Origin of the sequence: Streptomyces sp. NPDC001843 (genome assembly GCF_042891955.1) — a bacterium.
Classification (GTDB): Bacteria; Actinomycetota; Actinomycetes; order Streptomycetales; family Streptomycetaceae; genus Streptomyces.
Genome location: NZ_JBIATQ010000007.1, coordinates 317,220 through 337,923 on the forward strand (window position 1 = coordinate 317,220; position 20,704 = coordinate 337,923).

Here is a 20,704-nt window from a genome sequence, read left to right on the forward strand (position 1 = left end):
CGGGGCATCGACTAGGAGGTGTCTTGTGGATCAGGCCGGGCGTACCGCGGCGTCTAGGAGCGGGCCGAGCTCCCGGGCCACCGTCGTCAGGGCGCGGACGTCCTGCTCGGCCCGGGCCAGCAGGATCGCCCCCTCCAGGGAGCTGATCATGAGGGTGGCGAGCGCCCCGGCCCGGTTCTCGGGCACGCCCATGTCCGTCAGTGCGCGGGCCACCGGGCGGGTCCAGGTGGCGAACGCGGCGGCCGCGGCCTGACGGGTGGACTCGGTGGACTCCGCGCAGTCCACCGTCGCGGCGGCGACCGGGCAGCCGCCCGAGAAGCCGGCGGTCCGGTACTCGTCGGTCCACTGCCGCACCATCTCGGCGAACAGGCCGCTGGGCGTCGGCTCGGGGAGCGCGGCGAGGAAACGGGCGACACGGTTGCCCGCGTACCGGCCCGCCCAGCCCACCGCCTCGTTGACCAGTTGCTCCTTGCCCCCGGGGAAGTAGTGCTGCAGTGAACCGCGCGGCGCCTCGGCGTGGGCGGCGACCTCGCGCATCCCCGTGGCGGCGACCCCCTCGCGCCGGATGAGCTGGGCCGCGCTGAAGACCATCCGCTCCCGCGGTCCCCGTTCGGACACCGTCATCCCCGATCCGTCCCATTTCCCCGAGCCGTGTGCCGGGTGGCCGGCACCACCCTATGACCGTCGTCATAGATGCGGCTACTATGACCGCTGTCATAACCGGAATCGTCGGCTGGCGGTGCAGCGTGGACGCAGGTTTCGTGGACGCGGGATTCATCGGGCTCGGAGTCATGGGACAGCCCATGGCACTCAACCTCGTTCGCGCCGGGACGCCGGTCGTCGTCTTCAACCGCACCCCGGCCCGGTGCGAGCCCCTGCGGGCCGCCGGGGCCCAGGTGGCGGCGAGCCCGGCAGAGGTCTTCGAACGGGCGGAGACGGTGTTCCTCATGCTGGCCGACGACAGAGCCGTGGACGCCGTCTGCGGGCGGGGCACACCGGCCTTCGCCGCGCGTCTCGCCGGCCGCACCGTCGTCCACATGGGCACGACCTCGCCCGAGTACTCGGCCGGCCTGCGGGACGCCGTCCTGGCCGCGGGCGGACGCTACGTCGAGGCCCCGGTCTCCGGCTCCCGGGTCCCGGCGGAACAGGGGGAGCTGGTGGCGATGCTGGCCGGGGACGACGAGGCCGTGCGGGCCGTACGGCCCCTGCTCGCGCCCATGTGCCGCGAGACGTTCGACTGCGGCGCCGTCCCGGGCGCGCTGCTGATGAAGCTCTCGGTGAACCTGTTTCTGATCAGCCTGGTCACCGGCCTGACCGAGGCCTTCCACTTCGCCGGCCGGCACGGGCTCGACCAGCGCCTGCTCCGGGACGTCCTGGACGCCGGCCCGATGGCCAGCGCCGTCTCCCGGGTGAAGGCGGCCAAGCTGCTGGCCCGTGACTTCGCCGTCCAGGCGGCGGCCGCGGACGTGCTGAAGAACAACCGGCTGATCGCCGAGTCCGCCCGCAAGGCCGGCCTGGCCTCCCCCCTCCTCGACGTCTGCCACGCCCTGTACGAGGAGACCGTGGCGCACGGACACGGCGACGAGGACATGGTGGCCGTCCTGCACGCCCTGGAGGCACGCACGGCGGGGGACCCGGACCGACAGGTCACGACCGGCCTTCGGTGATCTTCCGGGCGTTGCGCAGAGCGGTGCGGTTCCGGCGTGTGACGCCGTCCAGCAGGGTGCGGTTCTTCGCGATGAGCCGCTTCTCGATGCGTACGTCCACCTCGTGCACGGCCTTGATGTAACCGGTGCTCCGCTTGCAGTTCGCGTCGCCCTCGGCCGTGCGCCGCTCCTTCCGCGACGCCTCCTCGCCGGCGAACCAGTCCGCCTGGTACTGGGCGTCATCCGGGTCCTTGAAGGAGAACCCCTCCTTCTTCATGCATGATGACCACGCCTTGTCCGCCCGCCGGTGCGCCGGATCCTTGGCCGCCTCGCCGTTCGCCTGGCGCATCAGGCGTATGAAGGTCAGCTCGTAGCCCTTGAAGCGGATCCCGGCGAGCGTGGCCTTCTCCGGGCGGGAGCCGTAGATGCGCCGGTCGGCCTGGCCGAGGCAGCCGCCCTCGGGGATCCGGTGACCGTGAGCCTGCTTGGCATCGCCGTGCCGGAAGTCCCCGGTGAGGGCCAGGTACTGGTCCATCGGCCACTTCCGGTTCTCCACCGCGGGGGAGGGGCTGTGGTAGCCGGTCTTCGCCCCCTGGCCGGGGTCGTCGATCCCGTACGGCTTGTCGCCGAGGTCCAGGTCGGCGGAGGGGAGGCGGACCGTGCCCGGCTCATCGGGCCTGGCCGGGTCGGTGCTGGGCGGGTCGAGCGCGGTGAAGCCGGAGAAGCCGAGACCGACCATGCACTTCTTGCCCAGGGTCCACCGCGCCTCGTTGAGGAGTTTGTGCTCGGCGCGGTCGAAGCCGTAGCGGTTCAGGGGCAGCGCGGTGAGGGTGTTGAGGTCCTTGTCGGAGGCCGCCGCGTGGTGGGTGCCGGGGAGGTCGCAGGCGGTCAGTGCGCCGAAGGCGGCGAGAAGAAGCACGAGGGGGGTGGATCTTCGCATCGGGCCAGTTGATCAGGCCGGGGTCACGGGTGCAGTGGTGGAGCCCACAGTTCCGCCGGCGGGATCCCCGTGCTCAGGCCGGTCGCCTGGTCGGCCCGCTGTGTTCTTCCCTTCCGCCGCCGTGGTCGAGCGCCGGCCCGCGGCCCCCGGTGGCCATCCTGGTCACCATCTCGGCGAGCTGCCCGCAGGCCCGCGCGATCTCCCTCTGCGTCCTGTTCCGCTCGCTGACGGCTGCTCCGAGTATGAGTGCCGTCAGTGCGGCGGACCCGTTGAACGCCTGCAGCGTGGTCATCCGGCTCAGCAGGTCGTGACCGGCGAACGGTCCGGCCCCCTTGGTGGCGGCGAGGATCGCGAAGGTCGACACGACCAGGGCGCAGGGCGCGGCCCCGGCCGACTGGAAGCGGAAGGCCGCCCAGATCAGCAGCGGGAAGCAGAGGAACAGCAGCGGCGTGGGGCCGGTCTGGACGACACCGACGCCGACGGTGGCCACCGCCAGCAGCATCCCCTCCGCCCAGCGGGCCGGCGGCACGCCCCTCGGCCGGTGTGCCGAGCGCAGGACGAGCAGGACCGGCGTCACCAGCAGTACGCCCATCGCGTCACCGGTCCACCAGACCGACCATGCCGGCCAGAACCCTCTGTCGCTCAGCACCCCGGAGAGGAGCAGGGTCCCGCTGCCTACGGTCGCGCTGACCAGCGTCCCGGTGAACGCACCGAGGAAGATCAGTGCGAGCGCGTCCCGCAGCCGGTCCAGTTCGCAGCGGAACCCCGCACGGCGCAGCATCAGGTACGCGCAGACCGGTGCGAGGGTGTTCCCCGCCGCGATCGCGAGCACGGCCCAGACCGACGGCCCGAGCGTGACGTTGGCGAGCAGCGCGCCGAGCGCGATCCCGGGCCAGACCCGCAGGCTGAGGACGAGCAGGCCGGCCACGGCGATACCGGTGGGCGGCCACAGCGGGGTGATCTGGCCGCGCACCAGTTGCTGCAGCAGACCCAGCTCGGCCGAACCGTAGTACAGCACGGCCACGGCGCAGATCTCGAGGACGATCACGCCGTCGCGCCGGAGCCGCTCGTTCCGCGCGACAGTCATCGGGCGACCTCCGCATCGACGCCCCACAGCCCATCTTCCGCCGGATCTCCCGGATCCTCCACGGCACGGTCGAGCGGGGTCAGGGTCGAGCGGGGGCACGGTCGAGCCGGGTCAGGACCGCGGGGTGCGCAGGGCCAGGATGGCCATGTCGTCGTGACCGTCGCTGGGATGGTGGTCGGCCAGTGCCCGGACGAAGTCCTGCAGGGGCAGGCCGGTGTACCGGGTGGCGAGGTCGGTGAGCTCGTCCAGGCTCTCGTCCATGGCGTGCCCGGGATGTTCGATCAGTCCGTCCGTGTAGAAGAGCACGGTGGCGCCGGCGGGCAGCGGCCGGGAGTGGTTGGGGCGGGGCTGCTCGGGGTCGACGCCGAGCGGCAGCCCGGGGTCGGCGAACAGGTATTCCGCCCGGCGCCCGGGGACGAGCAGGAGCGGCGGAACGTGCCCGGCGGTGCTCCAGTGGAGCCGCCAGGCCGCACCCTCCGGTTCGATGCGCGCCAGCGTGGTGGTCGTGACCGGATTGTCGGTGATGGCCTGCAGGGCGTGGTCGAGCTGGGCGAGGACCGTGCCGGGCGGACTGCTCCCGTCGAACAGCAGGGCGCGCAGCATGTTGCGGGTGGAGGCCATGGCCGCCGCCGCCATCAGGTCGTGGCCGACCACGTCCCCGATGACGACCGCCACGACGTCGTCGGGCAACGGGATGGCGTCGTACCAGTCCCCGCCGAGCTGGCTGGGCTCGGTGGCCGGCCGGTAGATGGCGGCGGCGGTGAAGGGCCGAAGGTCGGGCAGCGCCGGCAGCAGCAGCCGCTGGAACTGCTCGGCGCCCACGCGCACCTGCTCGAACAGGCGGACGTTCTCGATGGCGATGCCGGCGGCGGTGGCCAGGGCGACGACGACGTTCTCGTCGTTGACGTCGAAGGGCTGACCGTCGCGCCGCTCGGACAGGTACAGGTCGCCGTAGATCTCGCCGCGCACATTGATGGCGACCCCGAGCAGGGTGCCCAGGTAGGGGTGGCCGGGCGGGAACCCGGCGGACGACGGATGGGTGCGGATGTGCTCGACCCGCAGGGGCTCGGGGTGGCGGATCAGATGCCCGAGGACGCCCAGACCACGCGGCATGCCGGTCTCGGCCAGAGCGGCGTGCTCCTCCTCCGACAGACCGGCGGGGATGAACTGTTCCAGGTGCTCGCCGGACGCGTCGAGGACGCCGAGCGCCCCGTAACGCGCCCCGACCAGGTCCATGGCGGTGGACACGATGCGGTGCAGCACCGCGGGCAGCTCCACCTCCCGGCTGATGGTCACCACCGCGTCCAGCAGACCCTGCAGCCGGTCCATGGCGGCCAGCATGGCCTGCAACTGCGCGTCGATCCGGCCCACCTCCGCACGCAGGCGCAGGTGCAGCTCGGGAAGGTCCGGCTCCTTCGACGCCGGCCAGGCCTCCCTCCCCGCCATCACGATCGCCCGCTGCCGGGATGTCGGCTCTCGGTCACCTTCAGCCGGCAGCATCCGGTGCCGGTCGCGGTGAAGTGCATTCGGGCCTCCTGACACGATCCTGATCCGATCGCTCGAGACCACAGGGGATACGACGAAACAGGCAAAACGGTCATCGTGTGGAATTCAGCATGCCACACCCGGATGACGCCGGACACCGGCGGCGATCTTCCCCCCGGGACCGTCCCCTCAGGAGGAGCCGGTCGTCCCCCGGAACGAGCGCAGAATCCGTTCCGCCGCCGATGTCGCTGTCAGTGAGCCGTCCCGTACCGCCTGTTCCAGCACCGGTGCGACCTCCCTCACCGCCGGATCGGCGTGCAGACGGCCCAGCAGTTCGTCGCGGACCATCGACCACGTCCAGTCGACCTGCTGGTCCCGCCGCTTGGCGGTGAGCCGCCCGGTGGAGTCCAGCAGGGTGCGGTGCTGTTCCAGCCGCTCCCACACCACGTCCAGGCCGGTCGACTCACGGGCGCTGCAACTGAGCACCGGCGGCGTCCAGAACGCGTCCTTGCCGTGCATCAGCCGCAGCGCGCCCGCCAGTTCACGGGCCGCGGCCCGGGCGTCGCGCTCGTGCGGGCCGTCCGCCTTGTTGACGGCGATCACGTCGGCCAGTTCCAGGACGCCCTTCTTGATGCCCTGCAGCTGGTCGCCGGTGCGGGCCAGGGTGAGCAGCAGGAAGGAGTCGACCATGTTGGCGACCGCGGTCTCGGACTGGCCGACGCCGACGGTCTCCACCAGGATCACGTCGTAGCCGGCGGCCTCCATCACCACCATGGACTCGCGGGTCGCCTTCGCCACGCCGCCCAGCGTGCCCGCGCTGGGGGAGGGGCGCACGAACGCGTTCGGGTCCACGGCGAGGCGTTCCATCCGGGTCTTGTCACCCAGGATCGAGCCGCCGGTGCGGGTCGAGGACGGGTCCACGGCGAGCACCGCCACCCGGTGCCCCAGCGAGGTCAGCAGCGTGCCGAAGGCGTCGATGAACGTCGACTTGCCCACGCCCGGCACCCCGCTCACGCCGATCCGCCGCGCCCGGCCGCTGTGCGGGAGCAGCTCGGTGAGCAACTCCTGCGCCAGCGCCCGGTGCTGCGGCCGGGTGGACTCGACGAGCGTGATCGCGCGGGCCACGATCGCCCGCTTCCCGTCGAGCACACCCTTCACATACGTGTCGAGATCGATCGCTGCCATGGGCCTACAGCTCGTGGCCGAGGTCGGCCGCCAGCCGCTTCACCAGGTCGTGGGCCGCGTCCGGGATCACCGTCCCGGGCAGGAACACGGCCGCCGCGCCCATCTCCAGCAGCACCGGCACGTCCTGCGGCGGGATCACCCCGCCGACCACGATCGTGATGTCCTCCCGGCCCTCCTCGGCGAGCTTCTCGCGCAGCGCCGGTACGAGGGTGAGGTGACCGGCGGCCAGCGAGGACACCCCGACCACGTGCACGTCCGCCTCGACCGCCTGGCGGGCGACCTCCTCCGGGGTCTGGAACAGCGGGCCGACGTCGACGTCGAAGCCGAGGTCGGCGAAGGCGGTCGCGATCACCTTCTGGCCGCGGTCGTGGCCGTCCTGGCCCATCTTGGCGACCAGGATGCGCGGCCGGCGCCCCTCGGCCTCCTCGAAGGCGTCCACCAGGGCACGGGTGCGGTCCACGTTCGGGGACTGGCCTGCTTCGTTGCGGTACACCCCGGAGATCGTACGGATCTGGCTCGCGTGCCGGCCGTACACCTTCTCCAGGGCGTCCGAGATCTCACCGACGGTCGCCTTGGCGCGGGCCGCGTGCACCGCGAGCTCCAGCAGGTTGCCGTCGCCGTCGGCGGCCCGGGTGAGCGCGTCGAGCGCGTCCCGGCAGGCGGTCTCGTCCCGCTCCGCGCGCAGCCGCCGCAGCTTCTCGATCTGCTGGGCGCGTACGGAGGAGTTGTCGACCTTGAGGACCTCGATCGCCTCGTCGTTCTCGACGCGGTACTTGTTCACGCCGATCACCGGCTGCCGCCCGGAGTCGATCCGGGCCTGCGTACGGGCCGCCGCCTCCTCCACGCGCAGCTTCGGGATGCCCGCGTCGATCGCCTGAGCCATGCCGCCCGCCTGCTCGACCTCCTGAATGTGCTGCCAGGCCTTGCGGGCGAGGTCGTACGTCAGCTTCTCCACGTACGCGCTGCCGCCCCACGGGTCGATCACCCGGGTCGTGCCCGACTCCTGCTGGATGAGCAGCTGGGTGTTGCGGGCGATGCGCGCCGAGAAGTCGGTGGGCAGCGCGAGGGCCTCGTCGAGGGCGTTGGTGTGCAGCGACTGGGTGTGGCCCTGCGTCGCCGCCATCGCCTCCACACACGTGCGCGTCACGTTGTTGAACACGTCCTGCGCGGTCAGCGACCAGCCCGAGGTCTGCGAATGGGTGCGCAGGGAGAGGGACTTGGAGTTCTTCGGCTCGAACTGCGAGACCAGCTTGGCCCAGAGCAGCCGGGCCGCCCTCAACTTCGCGATCTCCATGAAGAAGTTCATGCCGATCGCCCAGAAGAACGACAGCCGCGGCGCGAACGCGTCCACGTCCAGGCCCGCCTCCCGGCCCGCCCGGATGTACTCCACCCCGTCGGCGAGGGTGTACGCCAGCTCCAGGTCGGCCGTCGCACCGGCCTCCTGGATGTGGTAGCCGGAGATGGAGATGGAGTTGTAGCGCGGCATCCGCTGCGAGGTGTACGCGAAGATGTCGGAGATGATCCGCATCGACGGCTTCGGCGGATAGATGTAGGTGTTGCGGACCATGAACTCCTTGAGGATGTCGTTCTGGATGGTCCCGGCCAACTTCTCGGGCGGTACGCCCTGTTCCTCGGCCGCCACGATGTACAGCGCCAGGATCGGCAGCACGGCGCCGTTCATCGTCATCGACACGGTCATCCGGTCCAGCGGGATCCCGTCGAAGAGCTGCCGCATGTCGTAGATCGAGTCGATCGCCACACCCGCCATGCCGACGTCGCCGGTCACCCGCGGGTGGTCGCTGTCGTAACCCCGGTGCGTGGGCAGGTCGAACGCGACCGACAGACCCTTCTGACCGGCCGCCAGGTTCCGCCGGTAGAACGCGTTGGACTCCTCGGCGGTGGAGAAGCCCGCGTACTGGCGGATCGTCCAGGGCTGGTTGACGTACATCGTCGGGTACGGGCCGCGCAGGTACGGCGCGATGCCCGGGTACGTCCCCAGGAAGTCCAGGCCCTCCAGGTCACGCCCGGTGTACAGCGGCTTGACCCCGATGCCCTCCGGGGTCTCCCACAGCGGCTCCTCGGTCCCGGTCGCCCGCTTGACGGCCGTACGCCACTCCTCGGCACTGCCGTCGGCGACGGGCGTCCCCAGCTCGATGCCGGCGAAGTCGGGGATTCCCATCAGGACACTCCCATGCGGTCGAGGGTCGCGGACAGCACGGCGACGGCGTCGCAGCCCGCGAACACGTAACTGTCGACGCCTGCGTACTCGGCGGGCCGGCCCGCCAGGAACACGTGCCGGGCGCCCGAGGTCTTCAGGAACTCGGCGGCCTGCTCGGCCTGCTCCTCGTACAGCGCGTCACTGGAGCACAGCACGGCCTCGGTGGCGCCGCTGTCCTCGAACCGGCCCTCGGTGACCGGCTCGATGCCGCCCGCCTGGAAGAGGTTGGCGGCGAAGGTCGAGCGCGCGGTGTACGCGGCGGCCGAGCCGATCGTCGCCAGGAAGACCCGGGGACGGGAGCCGGTCGCCGCGAGGTGGGCGTCGGAGCGGGCGCGCAGTTCCTCGTACGCCTCGTCGCGGCGCACCCGCGGCAGCCCGCCGGACGGTGGCTCGGGCGCGGGTGCGCGCTCCACCGGCTTCTCCGCCAGCAGCGGGAACTCACTGACGCCGGTGACGGGTTCGCGTCGCTTGGCGAGCTTCTTGGAGCGCTCCGCCCAGGTCGTGGCCAGGTCCGTGCGGATCCGGCCGGAGCGCAGGGCGGCCGCCGGGCCGCCGTCGCCCTCGATCCGCCGGAAGTACGCCCAACTGGCCTCGGCGAGTTCGTCGGTCAGCCGTTCCACGTACCAGGAGCCGCCCGCCGGGTCGATCACCCGGGCCAGGTGGGACTCCTCGACCAGGATCGTGGAGGTGTTGCGGGCGATACGGCGGGAGAACGCGTCCGGCAGGCCGAGGGCGTGGTCGAACGGCAGCACGGTGACGGCGTCGGCGCCACCGACCCCGGCGGCCAGCGTGGCCACCGTCGTGCGCAGCATGTTCACCCACGGGTCGCGGCGGGTCATCATCACCGGCGAGGTCACGGCGTGCTGCGTCTGCGCGCCCGCGCCCGGCGCCCCGCACACCTCGGCCACCCGCGCCCACAGCCGGCGGGCCGCGCGCAGCTTGGCGACGGTCAGGAACTGGTCGGCGGTGGCCGCGTACCGGAACTCCAGCTGCCCCAGCGCCTGTTCGACGGTGAGACCCGCCCCGGTCAGCTCCCGCAGATAGGCCACACCGGTCGCCAGGGAGAGGCCCAGCTCCTGCGCGGCCGAGCCGCCCGCCTCGTGGTAGGGCAGCGCGTCCACGGTCAGCGCGCGCAGCCCGGGGTGGGACTCGGCACAGCGGACGGCGAGCGCGGCGACCGGCGCGAAGTCCAGGGGGGAGCCGGTGCGGGCCTCGTACCCGAGCGGGTCGGCGCCCAGGCCGCCGCGCACCGCCTTGGGGTCCACGCCCCGCTCCTCGTGCAGCCGCAGCAGGGCCCCGGCCGCGGCCTCGACGTCCCGGCCGGCGTCGAGCACGACCGGCGCCAGGTCGAGGAGGACACCGTCGAGCACCTTGCCGAGCGAGGACACGGGAATGCCGCCCTCGCCGAGCACGAGCCAGAGCGAGGTGACGCCGTTCTCCAGGTCGGTCAGGACCGCGCCGTCCTCGGTCGCCGCGTGCCGCTGGCGTACGTCCCAGCCGCCCGCGGTGCTGCCCTCGGGGCGGCCGCCGCGCACGAACGGGGCGAAGCCGGGCAGGCCGGGGTCGGGCGCGCCGTCGCGCGCGGTGTACAGGGGACGGGTGCGCAGCCCGTCCTCCAGCGTCGTGGACAGGGCGTCCTCAGCTGCCGCGCCCGAGACTTCCTTGCCCGACTTGCGCAGCACGCCCTCGACCAGGGCTTGCCACTGCTCGTGTGTCGCGTCAGGGAACTCGGCGGCCAGTGAGAGCCCGTCGTCAGGCAGGACCGTCATGGCTCGGATGCTAGGGCAGAGGGCTTAAGCGACAGCAGAGCAGGGGTTGTGACGTTGCCCTCGCGTCGACTGTGACCTGTGCCTCGTCAGCGCCGGACGGCCGGTTTCCGCAGGTCAGGGGGCGTCGTCCGCGAGGTCCGGAACCAGTGCGCTCAGGGCCGCGCGCTGGGCAGGGCCGATGGTCTCGGTGAGGGCCCGGCTGACGGTCTCGGAGAGCCGGGCGGAGGCCTCCCGCAGCCGCCCCCGGCCCTTCTCGGTGAGGGCGACCTCGACGCCCCGCTTGTCGCCGCACACGGACTTGCGGGTGACGAGACCGGAGTGCTGCAGGCAGGCGATCTGGTAGGTGAGCCGGGTCTTGGGGCGGCCGAGGAGATCGGCGACGCGGGTCATGCGCAGACCCTCCGGCTGCTCGGCGAGCAGGCACAGGATCAGGAACTCGTCGTGCGAGACGTCGAGGGTCTCCTTCACCACCGAGCGCAGCCGCTGCTCCACCGCGCCCGTCGCCGCGAGCAGGACCATCCAGGTGCGCAGCTCGTCGGGAAGCAGCCCGCCGCCCTGCGAAAAGGGGCACTCGGGCTGGTCGGCGGGGTCGTCGAGAGGCTCGGCCATACCGTCGAGTCTAACCGTTGTCCAATTTTGAATTATCGGCTAGCGTGGGCTCATCCAAATTTGGACCACCTTTCGGACATTGCGCGACCGCTGTGATGACAGGAGTACGACCATGACCGTCGCCGTCGAAACAGGCCTCTGGCAGCTAGATCCGACCGCCTCCACCGTCGCCGTACGGCACAAGACCTTCTGGGGCCTGGTCACCGTCAAGGGCGCCCTCGCCGCGACCGGAGGCCGGGGCGAGGTCCGGCCCGACGGCTCCGCCACCGGCACGGTGACCCTGGACGCCGCCTCCGTGGACACCGGCCACGCCAAGCGCGACACCCACCTGCGATCCGCCGACTTCTTCGACGCCGACAACCACCCGGAGATCACCTTCGCGGTCCGCGGCGCCGACCGCCTCGACGGCGACACCGTGCGGGTCACCGGTCAGCTGACCGTGCGGGGCATCAGCAGGCCGGTCTCCTTCACCGCGCGCCTGACCGCCGCCGACGCCGAAGCGCTCACCGTGGAGGCGGAGTTCACCGTGGACCGCGACAAGTTCGGCATGGGCTGGAACCAGCTGGGCATGATGCGCGGCCTGACCACGGTGACCGCCGCGCTCCGGTTCACCAGGGCCGAGGCCTGAGCGCGGGTGCTCAGCCGTCCCTGCCGGTCCCGGCCAGCCGCACATCCTGACTGGACAGCGTCTGCGGGGTCGCCGTGAAGGCGCGCAGCCGGATGCGGGTGGCCCGGCGGGGAACCGTGAACCGCCCGTGGGGCGCCCGGAGTTCGACCGTCGCCGTGGCGTGCGCGGGGATCGTGGCCGGACCCCGCGCCAGTGTCCAGTACTGGCTCATCCCCTGGCCCGTGGTGAACATGAAGTGCGGGGTGAGGGCGTCGTCCGCCCTGTTGGTCACCCGCACGGTCACCGCCGAGACCGTGTGCGCCGACACCGTGTGCGCCGACGTGACCGCCATCCGCAGCGGCGGGGTGCCCGTCACCGCCACGGCCGCACAGGCCAGGGCCGGGGCGAGCAGCAGCCCGCCCGCCGCGATCCGGGCCGTCCGCCGGTGCGATCCGGAAAGCTGCTGGGGCCACGGTTGCCAGGCCCCCGCGAAGTCCGACAAGGGCGTGGTGATCGCCGCCGCCAGCCACAGCGGGGTCATCATCAGGTAGTAGCCGTCCTGCGAGCGGGTCGCCAGGTAGAAGGCGCACCAGGGCAGGACCGTCGCCGCCGGGCCCAGCCGCCGTACGAACAGCATGAACAGCGCGAGCAGGGCCGCCGCCAGCAGCATGCTCGCGTGGCTGTACCAGTCCAGTCGGTCGCTGCCGTCGGTCAGGTACAGCGACACGCCCACCAGGCCCTGCCCGTGCAGCACCGCGCCCTGCGTCAGCGGCAGCGCGATCCCGGCCAGCCAGGTACCCGGCTCGTGCACGATGAAGTACGTGTTGATCAGCAGCCAGACGGTGGCCGCGATCCCGGCGACCCGCAGCACCACCAGCGCCGCCGCCCGGCCGCCCAGCTCGCCGCGGCGCACCGCGTAGATCCCGGCCAGCAGGAAGGGCGTGAGGAACCAGGGCAGTTGCTGCGCGGCGCAGGCGGCCCCCAGGCACGCGGCCCGCGCGATCCCCGCCGCGCCGAGCCGCCCGCCCACTCCGATCCGAGGCCAGCGCACCACGACCGGAATCAGCAGGACCAGCGCGATGATCGCCGGATAGCCGAGCCGCGCGTACGTCGGCAGGAAGCCGAAGCCCAGACAGGCCATCGTCGCCGCCGACCGCCACGGCACCGGCAGCATGCGCCACAGCGCGACCGCGCCGACGATCAGCGCGCCGGTGCTCGCCGCGGTCGCGGCGGCGGCGCCGTGCCCCAGCCACAGCAGGGGCGCGGTCAGCAGCGGGGCCAGCGGGGGATAGCCGTACGTGAAGTCGTAGCCGCCGTCCACGGTCGGGGTGAGGGCCACGTTGTGGTTGCCGGTGAAGAGCCAGGGCCAGGGCTGTCCGTAGATCGCGTGCCCGTCGACCAGTTCCCTGGCGGCCTGGGTGGTCAGGACCGCCTCGTCGCCGCCGCCGTGGTTCAGCGCCCAGGTGCACAGGGCGAGCGTCACCGCCGTCACCAGCACCAGCAGGTCCAGCCGCGCCAGCGAGCGGGACCGGCGGACCGTCAGCGCCAGCACGCCGGTCGCCAGGATCGACGCGTAGCAGACGGAGATGACGGCCGCGAGCACCGGGCGGTGCGTGGCCGCCTGCGTCCACACCGTCCGGGTGCCGATGAACAGACTCACATCGGCGAGGACGGTCAGGACGCGGTGCCACTGCGCGGGTGAGTCCGGGTCGATGGACACCGCCGACTGGATCCGCCGGCCGGGCGTCACTCGTTGCGTTTCTGCCAAGTGCACGAGAGCGGACGGTAATCGGAGGCGGTGAGCGGGGTGCGGGCGGAGGTGAAGAGTCCGGTGTGAGGGCAGTAAGAAGCCTCGACCCGGCAGGAACCGGGGGAGGTGCCACCGCTCGACGATTTCGGGTATATCCGGCAATACGGTACGGCGGAACGCGAGAGGCGGTCGCGCTTCGTGTCGCTGTTGGGCCGAACGGGTGACTTGGCGTAAGAATTGACCGGTGCAGGCAATGAGTGCGAGTCAGGTCGGGGGCAGCCGGTGAACCATTACGACGTCACCGATGAACAGTGGGAGGGGCTCGCCCAGGTCGTGCCGCTGCGGGGCCGTGACGCCTGGCCGTCCGCGGTGAACCACCGCTCCCTGCCGGAGGCGGAGACCGAGACCCGCCGCCGGTTCGTGGTGCTGCGGGTCAACGTGTTCGCGGACGCCCGCGACGTGGCCGAGACGGTGATGGCGGGCGCGCCCGTCCTGCTCGACCTGTCCGGTGCCGAGACGGACGTCGCCAAGCGCGTCCTCGACTTCAGCACCGGCGTGGTCTTCGGCCTGGGCAGCGGCATGCACCGCGTCGACCGGAACGTGTTCCTCCTCACCCCGCCCGGAACCGAGGTCAGCGGGCTGATGGAGGGTGTGGGGGTGTCGGGCTGAGGGGTTCACCCCGCCCGGTCCCCCGATCGTAGGAAGGTCCACGAGAGGTAACGGTTCGCCGCACCGGCACGGCCCTACGGTCCGGACGTGTCCGCATCTTCCACGCCTTCCGTGTCCTCCGTACCGTCCGTGCGCTCCGTGCCGTCCGTGTCCGCCGAGTCGCCCGGGCCTACCGAGTCGGCCGGGTCTGCCGGGCCTGTGTCGTCCGCAGGGCTTGCCGGGTCTGCCGAGTCCGCCGCCGGGTCTGCCGAGCCCGCGGCGTCCTCCGGGCCTGCCGAGCCCGTCGCGTCCACCCGGCCCCCCGGGCCCGTCGCGTCCGCCCGGCCCTCCGGGTCCGTCGCGTCCACCCGGCCCTCCGGGGCCGCCGGGTCCGCTCGGCCTGCTCAGCCCGCTGGGCCCCCCGGGCCCAGCCCCGTCGTGCGGCCGCACCTCACCGAGCTGCGGCTGTCCGCGTTCGCGGGGCACCGGCGGGCCGGGTTCCCGCTCGGGCCGCTCACCCTGTTCACCGGGTCCAGCGGCAGCGGCAAGTCGACGGCGCTGCGGGCCTACGAGGCGCTGGCCCGGCTCGGGAACGGCGCCCCGCTCGCGGAGGCGTTCCCGGACCCGGCCGCCTGTGTGCCGGAGCGGGCCCGTCCCGACGCCCAGCGGCGCCGCGGCTTCCGCATCGGCTGCACGGCCGACGGCGCCGAGGGCCCGGTCCGGCTCGACGTCGCGGTGCAGGCGGAACCCGAACTGCGCATCGTGGGGGAGCGGCTGACGGCCGGCGGGCTGGTCCTGCTCGAGACGGCGCTGCGCGATCCGGGACGCAGGACGGTGCAGGCCGCCTGGCACACGGCGGGCTCCGCGCCGGTGACCCGCGCCCCGCTCCCCGACGACCGGCTCGGCACCCCGCTCCTGCCACTGCGGGTGGCCGGCAAGACGGACGGACAGCGCCGGGTGCTCGCCGCCGCCGAGCAGATGGTCGTCGCCCTGCGCTCCGTCTTCGCCTGCGACCCCCGGCCCGACCGGATGCGCACCGCGGTCCCGATGGGCCACGGACGGCTCCTGCCCGGCTGCGACAACCTCGCCGACGTCCTGTGGCGCACCCGCGCGGAGTGCGGCCGGCGGCACGCCCGGCTGGTCGCGGCGGTGCGCGCCGGATGCGCCGGCCCCGTCCGCGACCTGCTCGCCGAACCGCTGGGCGACGGGACCGTCCGCGCGGTGCTCGACCGGGGTGACGGCATCGTCACCGAACTCGGCCGGCTCGGCGACGGCGAGCTCAGGTTCCTGGCGCTGGCCCTGGTCCTGCTCACCGGCCCCGGCGTCCTGGACGTCGACCCGCCCGGCGAGGTGCCCGCGGCCCTGCGCACGCTCACCGTCCTCGCCGACGGACTGGACCGGGCACTGGACGCCGGACAGCGTGCGGAACTGCTGCGGCTCGCGGCGTGGACGAGCGGGGCCGGGCACATCCGCCTCCTCGGGACGGTCGGGGACGCGTCATGGGCCACCGGGGCGGAGGGCGTGACGGTGGTACACCTGAACCCGTGACGGAACCCCTGGACGTGGCGAAACTGCAGCGCCGGCTGGCCGAGTTCGCGGCCGCCCGGAACTGGCAGCCGTACCACACCCCCAAGAACCTCGTGGCCGCCCTCAGCGTGGAGGCCTCCGAACTGGTCGAGATCTTCCAGTGGCTGACACCCGAGGAGTCGGCCCGCGTCATGGATGACCCCGGCACCGCGCACCGCGTCACCGACGAGGTCGCCGACGTGCTCGCCTATCTGCTCCAGCTCTGCGAGGTGCTCGGCATCGACCCGCTGACCGCCCTGGATGCCAAGATCGACCGGAACGAGCAGAGGTTCCCGGCACCGGGCGACGGGGGCGCGTAGGCCCCAGCTCACCCGGCCCGAGCGCATCGGGCATCACGCACCGATGTCCGGCGCGTCGGACGGGTGGGCCGCGCGGGCGGCGCCGGCGTAGCGGGTGGCGAGGCGCGTGAACGCGGCGGTCAGTTCGGGCGGGCCGACGACCTCGATGTCGGTGTCGAAGCGGCCGATGGCGGCGGCCAGGCCGGTCCATGACCAGGAGCCCAGGGTGAGCCGGCAGCGGTCGTGGCCGAGTTCCTCGACGATCGCGTCCCGGGCGAAGGGAGCCACGGCGGTGGCGGGGAGGCCGAGGACGACCTCACCTCGGCAGGGCCAGTCGGTCGTGGTGCCGTCGGAACCCCGGAACCGGCTGATGACGAAGGCGGACACGTCGCCCCCGGGAAGTTCGCGCGGGGTGAACCGGGGGCCGACGGGAGTGCGAGGGACTATGCGGTCCACGCGGAACGTCCGCCAGTCCCCGCGGTCGAGGTCCCAGGCCAGCAGGTACCAGCGGCCGCGCCAGGTGACCAGGTGGTGGGGCTGCGTCCGGCGGGGTCGCTCGTCGACGGCGATGTGGTCCCGCTCGTAGTCGAAGCGAAGCTCGACCTGGGCACGGACGGCGTTGCCCAGTTCCAGCAGCACCTTGGAGTCGGCCGGTGCGGTGTCGGCGCCCTCGGGTGACCGGAGGGCCGTGAGGCGGAGCATGTCGATGCGGTGGCGCAGGCGGGGCGGCATGACCTGGCGCACGGTCGCCAGGGCGCGGGCGGCGTCCGCACCGATCGTGGTGTCGGCCGCGGCGGTCTGCAGGGCCACGGCCAGCGCGACGGCCTGGTCGTCGTCGAACAGCAGCGGGGGCAGCTGGGACCCGGCGTCCAGGCGGTAACCGCCGGCAGGCCCTTTGAAGGCCAGGATCGGGTAACCGAGCTCCCGCAGACGGTCCATGTCACGGCGCACCGTGCGCGGGGTGACCTCCAGTCTCTCGGCAAGATCCTCTCCGGACCAGTCACGGTGGGTCTGGAGGAGTGAGAGCAGTGCCAGCAGTCGCGAGGACGTCTTCTGCATGCGTGCCATTCTGCCCGGAGTACAGGACACGTCCTGTCCGCTACCCCTGCCAAGGTGGTCCCACAGCCGCCAAGGGGCCACCACGAGGCCGTCACCCCAGGTCACGGCCGCCGCGCCCTGCGCCCGGCGATCCCGGCGGCGCACATTCGACACACCGAACGCGAGGAGCTGGCCATGTCCGTCACGACCACCACACACCTGAACTTCCGGGGCTCCGCGTCCGCGGCGCTGGACTTCTACCAGTCGGTCTTCGGCGGGCGCACCGTCGCCGTCACGTACAAGGACGCGGGCAACGTACAGAACGAGAACGAGGCGGACTGGGTGATGTGGGGCGAGGTGGTCGCGGACAACGGCTTCCACGTCATGGCCTACGACGTGCCGTCCCAACTCCCTTGGAACCAGGGCGAGAAGCCGTTCTTCGTCTCCGTACGCGGCACCGACACCGACGAGATCCACGCCCTGTGGCAGAAGCTCGCGGAGGGCTCGACGGTGGTGCGTCCCCTGGAACCCGCGCCGTGGGCGCCGCTCTACGGCATGCTCACCGACCGCTTCGGAGTGACCTGGGTCCTGGACGTCACCGCCCCTTACAACGGCTGAGCCGGGACGCGCACCCGCGGCAGCACCGAGCACATAGCGCCATCCGACGGAATATCACATTCCGCTATTACTTTCCGGAGTCGAAGAGCGCACCGAATCCGAATTGTTGTCCGCAGATTTCCGTCTTCCACTGGCTTTTCGTCTCAAGCCACTTCACTCTGGGTAGTGAACAAGGTGAGTACGGGCGGACGGACGTGTGAGAGCACGTCGGACGGACGGGGGCAGCGCATGGACGCGGTGCGACTCATCGTGACGAGCAGGCGTGCCTTGGCGGTCGGCGGCGAGGCGGCGCAGATCCTGACGGAGGTGTGGCAGGCACAGGCCCTGGCCCAGGCGATCGGCAGCCGTCTCGCGGTCTCCGGCCCGCCCGAACTGCGTGGCGAAGCCCTGGGGTTGACCGAGCTGGCGGGCCGGGGCTGCGGTGTCCTGGACACCTATGCGCTGGACCCCGCCGACCTGCGTGCCGCCCGGCTCACCGAGCTGGACGACGCCCGCGAGGCGCTGCTCTGCCTCGGCGGCCTGCTCGGCGAGGTCGGGATCGCACTCGTCGGCATCGCCAGCGCCGCGGCCGACGAGGCGACGTACTGGCAGTGCATGGAGGCCATCGACGCGGCGGACGAGTCCCGGGACCGCGTCCTGGAGATGCTCAGAAAGCTGGCCGCGAGGGAGGCGGCGCTGCCGGAGCGGGAGCCGGGCTGAAGCCATGACCCGGCATCCGCACGGCACGGCCCCCGGGCAGGACTGAAGCGGCCGCCGCCGTGCAGGATGGAACCATGGACCTTCGAATCTTCACCGAGCCCCAGCAGGGGGCCACCTACGACACCTTGCTCACCGTGGCCAAGGCCACGGAGGAGCTCGGCTTCGACGCGTTTTTCCGCTCGGACCACTACCTCCACATGGGCGAGGTGGACGGCCTGCCCGGCCCCACCGACGCCTGGATCACCCTGGCCGGCCTCGCCCGTGAGACCAAGCGCATCCGCCTCGGCACCCTGATGACGGCCGGCACCTTCCGGCTGCCCGGCGTCCTCGCCATCCAGGTCGCCCAGGTCGACCAGATGTCCGGCGGCCGGATCGAATTCGGCCTCGGCGCGGGCTGGTACGAGGACGAGCACAAGGCGTACGGCATCCCCTTCCCGAAGGAGAAGATCGGCCGCCTCGAGGAGCAGCTGGCGATCGTCACCGGGCTGTGGCAGACCAAGCTCGGCGACACCTTCGACTTCCACGGCACGTACTACGACCTCACCGACTCGCCCGCGCTGCCCAAGCCCGCCCAGCAGCGGATCCCGGTGCTGATCGGCGGCCAGGGCGCGACCCGCACCCCGAAGCTGGCCGCCCGGTACGCGGACGAGTTCAACATGCCGTTCGGATCGGTCGAGGACAGCGAGCAGCAGTTCGGCCGGGTCCGAGCCGCCGCCGAGGCAGCCGGCCGCGCCGACGAGCTGACGTACTCCAACGCCCTCGTCGTCTGCGTCGGCAAGGACGACCAGGAGGTCGCCCGCCGGGCCGCCGCGATCGGCCGCGAGGTCGACGAACTCAAGGCCAACGGCCTCGCCGGCAGCCCCGCCGAGGTCGTCGACAAGATCGGCCGCTACGCCGAGATCGGCTCCCGGCGCATCTACCTCCAGATCCTCGACCTCGCCGACCTCGACCACCTCGAGCTGATCTCCAGCGAGGTCCAGTCCCAGCTGTCATAGCGGCCCGGCCCACCGGTCCCGGAACCCGACTCGCGAGTCCCGGGGCCGGCCTGCCGCTGCCGTTCAGCCGCGCTGTGCGAAACCGTAGTCGAGGATCTTGGCCGCGTCCTTGAACCGCTGGTCCGCGCTGGTGTCGGCGAGGATGGTGCCCACGACCGTCTTGGAGCCGCGGGTGGCGGCGAACACCAGGCAGAACTGCGCCTCCGGCCCGGAGCCGGTCTTCACGCCGAACGCGCCCCGGTACGTGTCGAGGAGCTTGTTGGAGTTCTTCCACGGGGCCATGGCGTGCGTCCCGCCGCCGGGTCGGTACGACTGCATGTCGTCGTAGACCTTGGTGCCGACGACCTTCTTGAAGGCCTTGTTCTTCAGCGCGACCCCGGCCAGTTTGGCCAGATCCCGCGGCGAGGAGTAGTTGTTCCCGTTGGACACCCCGTCGAAGGAGTCGAAGTGGGTGTTCGCCAGGCCCAGTTCGCTCGCCTTGCTGTTCATCTTGGCGATGAACGACTTGGTCCGCTGGGCCGTCGTCGAGCCCGTACCGTAGGTGTCCGCCAGCGCGTAGGCCGCGTCACAGCCCGACGGGAGCAGCAGGCCGTACAGCAGGTCGCCCACCTTCATCGAATCGCCGAGGATCAGCTTCGCGCTGGAGTAGCGCTGAGCATGTGTCACCGGGTCGATGACGTAGTCGGTGTACTCCTTCTTGATCTTGACCTTCTTGTCGAGGTTCACATTCCGCTGCGACAGCACCACGAGCGCCGTCATGATCTTCGTGGTGGAGCCGGTCCGCAGGCGTCCGTTCGGCGCCTTGCCGAAGAGCTGCCTGCCGGTGGCCGTGTTCATGGCGTAGGCGCCCTGGGCCGACACCTGCGGCGCCGCCGCGGCGGCCCGTGCCACGGTAGCAGCGGACGGCGCCGTGGCCGCCTGGGCGGGAGCGGTCGCGAGGACCCCCGCACCCAGGACGGCCCCGGCCGCCACCGCGACGGCGGCTCTCCGACGCACCCGGGCACTCTGGTCGATGAACATCGTTCCCCCTTCTGTCAGTGGTCAGTTGACGGAGCATCAAACTTCATCAGGTCCAAGGCCCGGCGGCCATAACGGAGATCACACGACCGCGCTGTGCACGACTTGTGCAGGAACTGCGCTATCCATCACCGGCCCGTGGGACCAGCGTTGCCGACGTAGCCGATCGCTCTCGGTCGCGGCTCAGTATGCGACGGCCTTGTGGCTGAAACTCGTTACGTTTCGCATGTGATGAATGGTCAGAAAGCCTCGCACGTAAGGCGAAACGCGCCTTGGGCCACCTGTGCGTGAGCTGTGACACACCCGGTTGACCATGACGGTTGGGTGAGCCTTTACTGTTTACGACCGCTTTACAAATTCCATATATGGGGGAAACTCCGTGAAATCGGAGTGGGGTTCCGTGGCGCCCGTGAAAAGGCCACGAGGGTGCGGGCGCAGAATCCTCGGGGGCGTAGCCGCTGCGCTGGTGCTCTCCGTACTGCCCGTGTTGCCCACAGCGGCGGGGAACGCAGCATCCGGGGCCGAGGC

19 protein-coding genes are annotated in these 20,704 nt (G+C 71.8%); 8 read left to right on the top strand and 11 right to left on the bottom strand.

Features of this window, described 5'->3' with window-relative positions:
- Positions 1–30: 30 nt before the first annotated feature.
- Positions 31–624 carry a TetR/AcrR family transcriptional regulator gene (locus ACFYZQ_RS19925; RefSeq protein WP_389149121.1) on the bottom strand — a complete coding sequence of 198 codons (594 nt, stop codon included), beginning with the start codon at positions 622–624 and terminating at the stop codon, positions 31–33.
- Between the two features lie 137 nt (positions 625–761).
- Between ACFYZQ_RS19925 and ACFYZQ_RS19930 the strand changes: the two genes are divergently transcribed.
- Positions 762–1,667, top strand: a complete 906-nt coding sequence (locus tag ACFYZQ_RS19930; protein ID WP_389149465.1) for an NAD(P)-dependent oxidoreductase — start codon at positions 762–764, stop codon at positions 1,665–1,667.
- On the opposite strand, the gene ACFYZQ_RS19935 is transcribed toward ACFYZQ_RS19930, so the two are convergent.
- The 7 genes from ACFYZQ_RS19935 to ACFYZQ_RS19965 all read right to left on the bottom strand — a co-directional run bounded on the left by ACFYZQ_RS19935 (position 1,648) and on the right by ACFYZQ_RS19965 (position 10,939).
- Positions 1,648–2,586, bottom strand: a complete 939-nt coding sequence (locus tag ACFYZQ_RS19935) for a hypothetical protein (protein ID WP_389149123.1) — start codon at positions 2,584–2,586, stop codon at positions 1,648–1,650. The genes ACFYZQ_RS19930 and ACFYZQ_RS19935 overlap by 20 nt on opposite strands.
- Positions 2,587–2,659: 73 nt before the next feature.
- On the bottom strand, positions 2,660–3,673 hold the full coding sequence (locus ACFYZQ_RS19940; RefSeq protein ID WP_389149126.1) for an MASE1 domain-containing protein: 1,014 nt from the start codon (positions 3,671–3,673) through the stop codon (positions 2,660–2,662).
- 111 nt (positions 3,674–3,784) lie between these two features.
- The gene (locus tag ACFYZQ_RS19945; RefSeq protein WP_389149129.1) at positions 3,785–5,119 is read right to left on the bottom strand and encodes a PP2C family protein-serine/threonine phosphatase; all 1,335 of its coding nucleotides are present in this window, start codon (positions 5,117–5,119) and stop codon (positions 3,785–3,787) included.
- Positions 5,120–5,347: 228 nt separating this feature from the next.
- A complete protein-coding gene (gene meaB, locus ACFYZQ_RS19950; protein ID WP_389149132.1) occupies positions 5,348–6,343 on the bottom strand; it encodes a methylmalonyl Co-A mutase-associated GTPase MeaB in 996 nt (331 codons plus the stop codon).
- Between the two features lie 4 nt (positions 6,344–6,347).
- A complete protein-coding gene (gene scpA, locus ACFYZQ_RS19955) occupies positions 6,348–8,522 on the bottom strand; it encodes a methylmalonyl-CoA mutase (RefSeq protein WP_389149136.1) in 2,175 nt (724 codons plus the stop codon).
- The gene (locus ACFYZQ_RS19960; protein WP_389149139.1) at positions 8,522–10,330 is read right to left on the bottom strand and encodes a methylmalonyl-CoA mutase family protein; all 1,809 of its coding nucleotides are present in this window, start codon (positions 10,328–10,330) and stop codon (positions 8,522–8,524) included. The genes scpA and ACFYZQ_RS19960 overlap by 1 nt, the downstream gene beginning before the upstream one ends.
- Positions 10,331–10,444: 114 nt before the next feature.
- A complete protein-coding gene (locus ACFYZQ_RS19965) occupies positions 10,445–10,939 on the bottom strand; it encodes a MarR family winged helix-turn-helix transcriptional regulator (protein ID WP_389149142.1) in 495 nt (164 codons plus the stop codon).
- Between the two features lie 112 nt (positions 10,940–11,051).
- Here ACFYZQ_RS19965 and ACFYZQ_RS19970 point away from each other — a divergent pair, with 112 nt between their 5' ends.
- Positions 11,052–11,567: a YceI family protein gene (locus tag ACFYZQ_RS19970; RefSeq protein WP_389149144.1), complete on the top strand. Its 516-nt coding sequence runs from the start codon at positions 11,052–11,054 to the stop codon at positions 11,565–11,567.
- 10 nt (positions 11,568–11,577) lie between these two features.
- Here the strand turns inward: ACFYZQ_RS19970 and ACFYZQ_RS19975 are convergent, their stop codons facing one another.
- Entirely contained in the window at positions 11,578–13,314 is a 1,737-nt protein-coding gene (locus ACFYZQ_RS19975) for a hypothetical protein (protein ID WP_389149468.1), read from the bottom strand.
- 264 nt (positions 13,315–13,578) lie between these two features.
- Here ACFYZQ_RS19975 and ACFYZQ_RS19980 point away from each other — a divergent pair, with 264 nt between their 5' ends.
- The 3 genes from ACFYZQ_RS19980 (at position 13,579) to ACFYZQ_RS19990 (ending at position 15,830) form a co-directional block, all read left to right on the top strand.
- Positions 13,579–13,965: a cell division protein SepF gene (locus tag ACFYZQ_RS19980; RefSeq protein WP_389149147.1), complete on the top strand. Its 387-nt coding sequence runs from the start codon at positions 13,579–13,581 to the stop codon at positions 13,963–13,965.
- A gap of 417 nt (positions 13,966–14,382) precedes the next feature.
- Positions 14,383–15,492: an AAA family ATPase gene (locus tag ACFYZQ_RS19985; protein ID WP_389149150.1), complete on the top strand. Its 1,110-nt coding sequence runs from the start codon at positions 14,383–14,385 to the stop codon at positions 15,490–15,492.
- A complete protein-coding gene (locus ACFYZQ_RS19990) occupies positions 15,489–15,830 on the top strand; it encodes a nucleotide pyrophosphohydrolase (protein WP_389149153.1) in 342 nt (113 codons plus the stop codon). Before ACFYZQ_RS19985 ends, ACFYZQ_RS19990 begins: the two co-directional genes overlap by 4 nt.
- A 33-nt stretch (positions 15,831–15,863) precedes the next feature.
- Here ACFYZQ_RS19990 and ACFYZQ_RS19995 read toward each other — a convergent pair whose 3' ends face one another.
- Positions 15,864–16,868, bottom strand: a complete 1,005-nt coding sequence (locus ACFYZQ_RS19995; RefSeq protein WP_389149156.1) for a helix-turn-helix transcriptional regulator — start codon at positions 16,866–16,868, stop codon at positions 15,864–15,866.
- A 174-nt stretch (positions 16,869–17,042) separates the two neighbouring features.
- On the opposite strand from ACFYZQ_RS19995, the gene ACFYZQ_RS20000 reads away from it, so the two are divergent.
- The 3 genes from ACFYZQ_RS20000 (at position 17,043) to ACFYZQ_RS20010 (ending at position 19,159) form a co-directional block, all read left to right on the top strand.
- Entirely contained in the window at positions 17,043–17,465 is a 423-nt protein-coding gene (locus tag ACFYZQ_RS20000) for a VOC family protein (protein WP_389149159.1), read from the top strand.
- A gap of 228 nt (positions 17,466–17,693) precedes the next feature.
- Positions 17,694–18,164, top strand: coding sequence for a DUF6099 family protein (locus tag ACFYZQ_RS20005; RefSeq protein ID WP_389149162.1), 471 nt, complete (start codon positions 17,694–17,696; stop codon positions 18,162–18,164).
- 74 nt (positions 18,165–18,238) lie between these two features.
- Entirely contained in the window at positions 18,239–19,159 is a 921-nt protein-coding gene (locus tag ACFYZQ_RS20010) for an LLM class F420-dependent oxidoreductase (RefSeq protein ID WP_389149165.1), read from the top strand.
- A gap of 63 nt (positions 19,160–19,222) precedes the next feature.
- Here the strand turns inward: ACFYZQ_RS20010 and ACFYZQ_RS20015 are convergent, their stop codons facing one another.
- Entirely contained in the window at positions 19,223–20,179 is a 957-nt protein-coding gene (locus ACFYZQ_RS20015; protein ID WP_389149168.1) for a D-alanyl-D-alanine carboxypeptidase family protein, read from the bottom strand.
- Between the last annotated feature and the right edge of the window lie 525 nt (positions 20,180–20,704).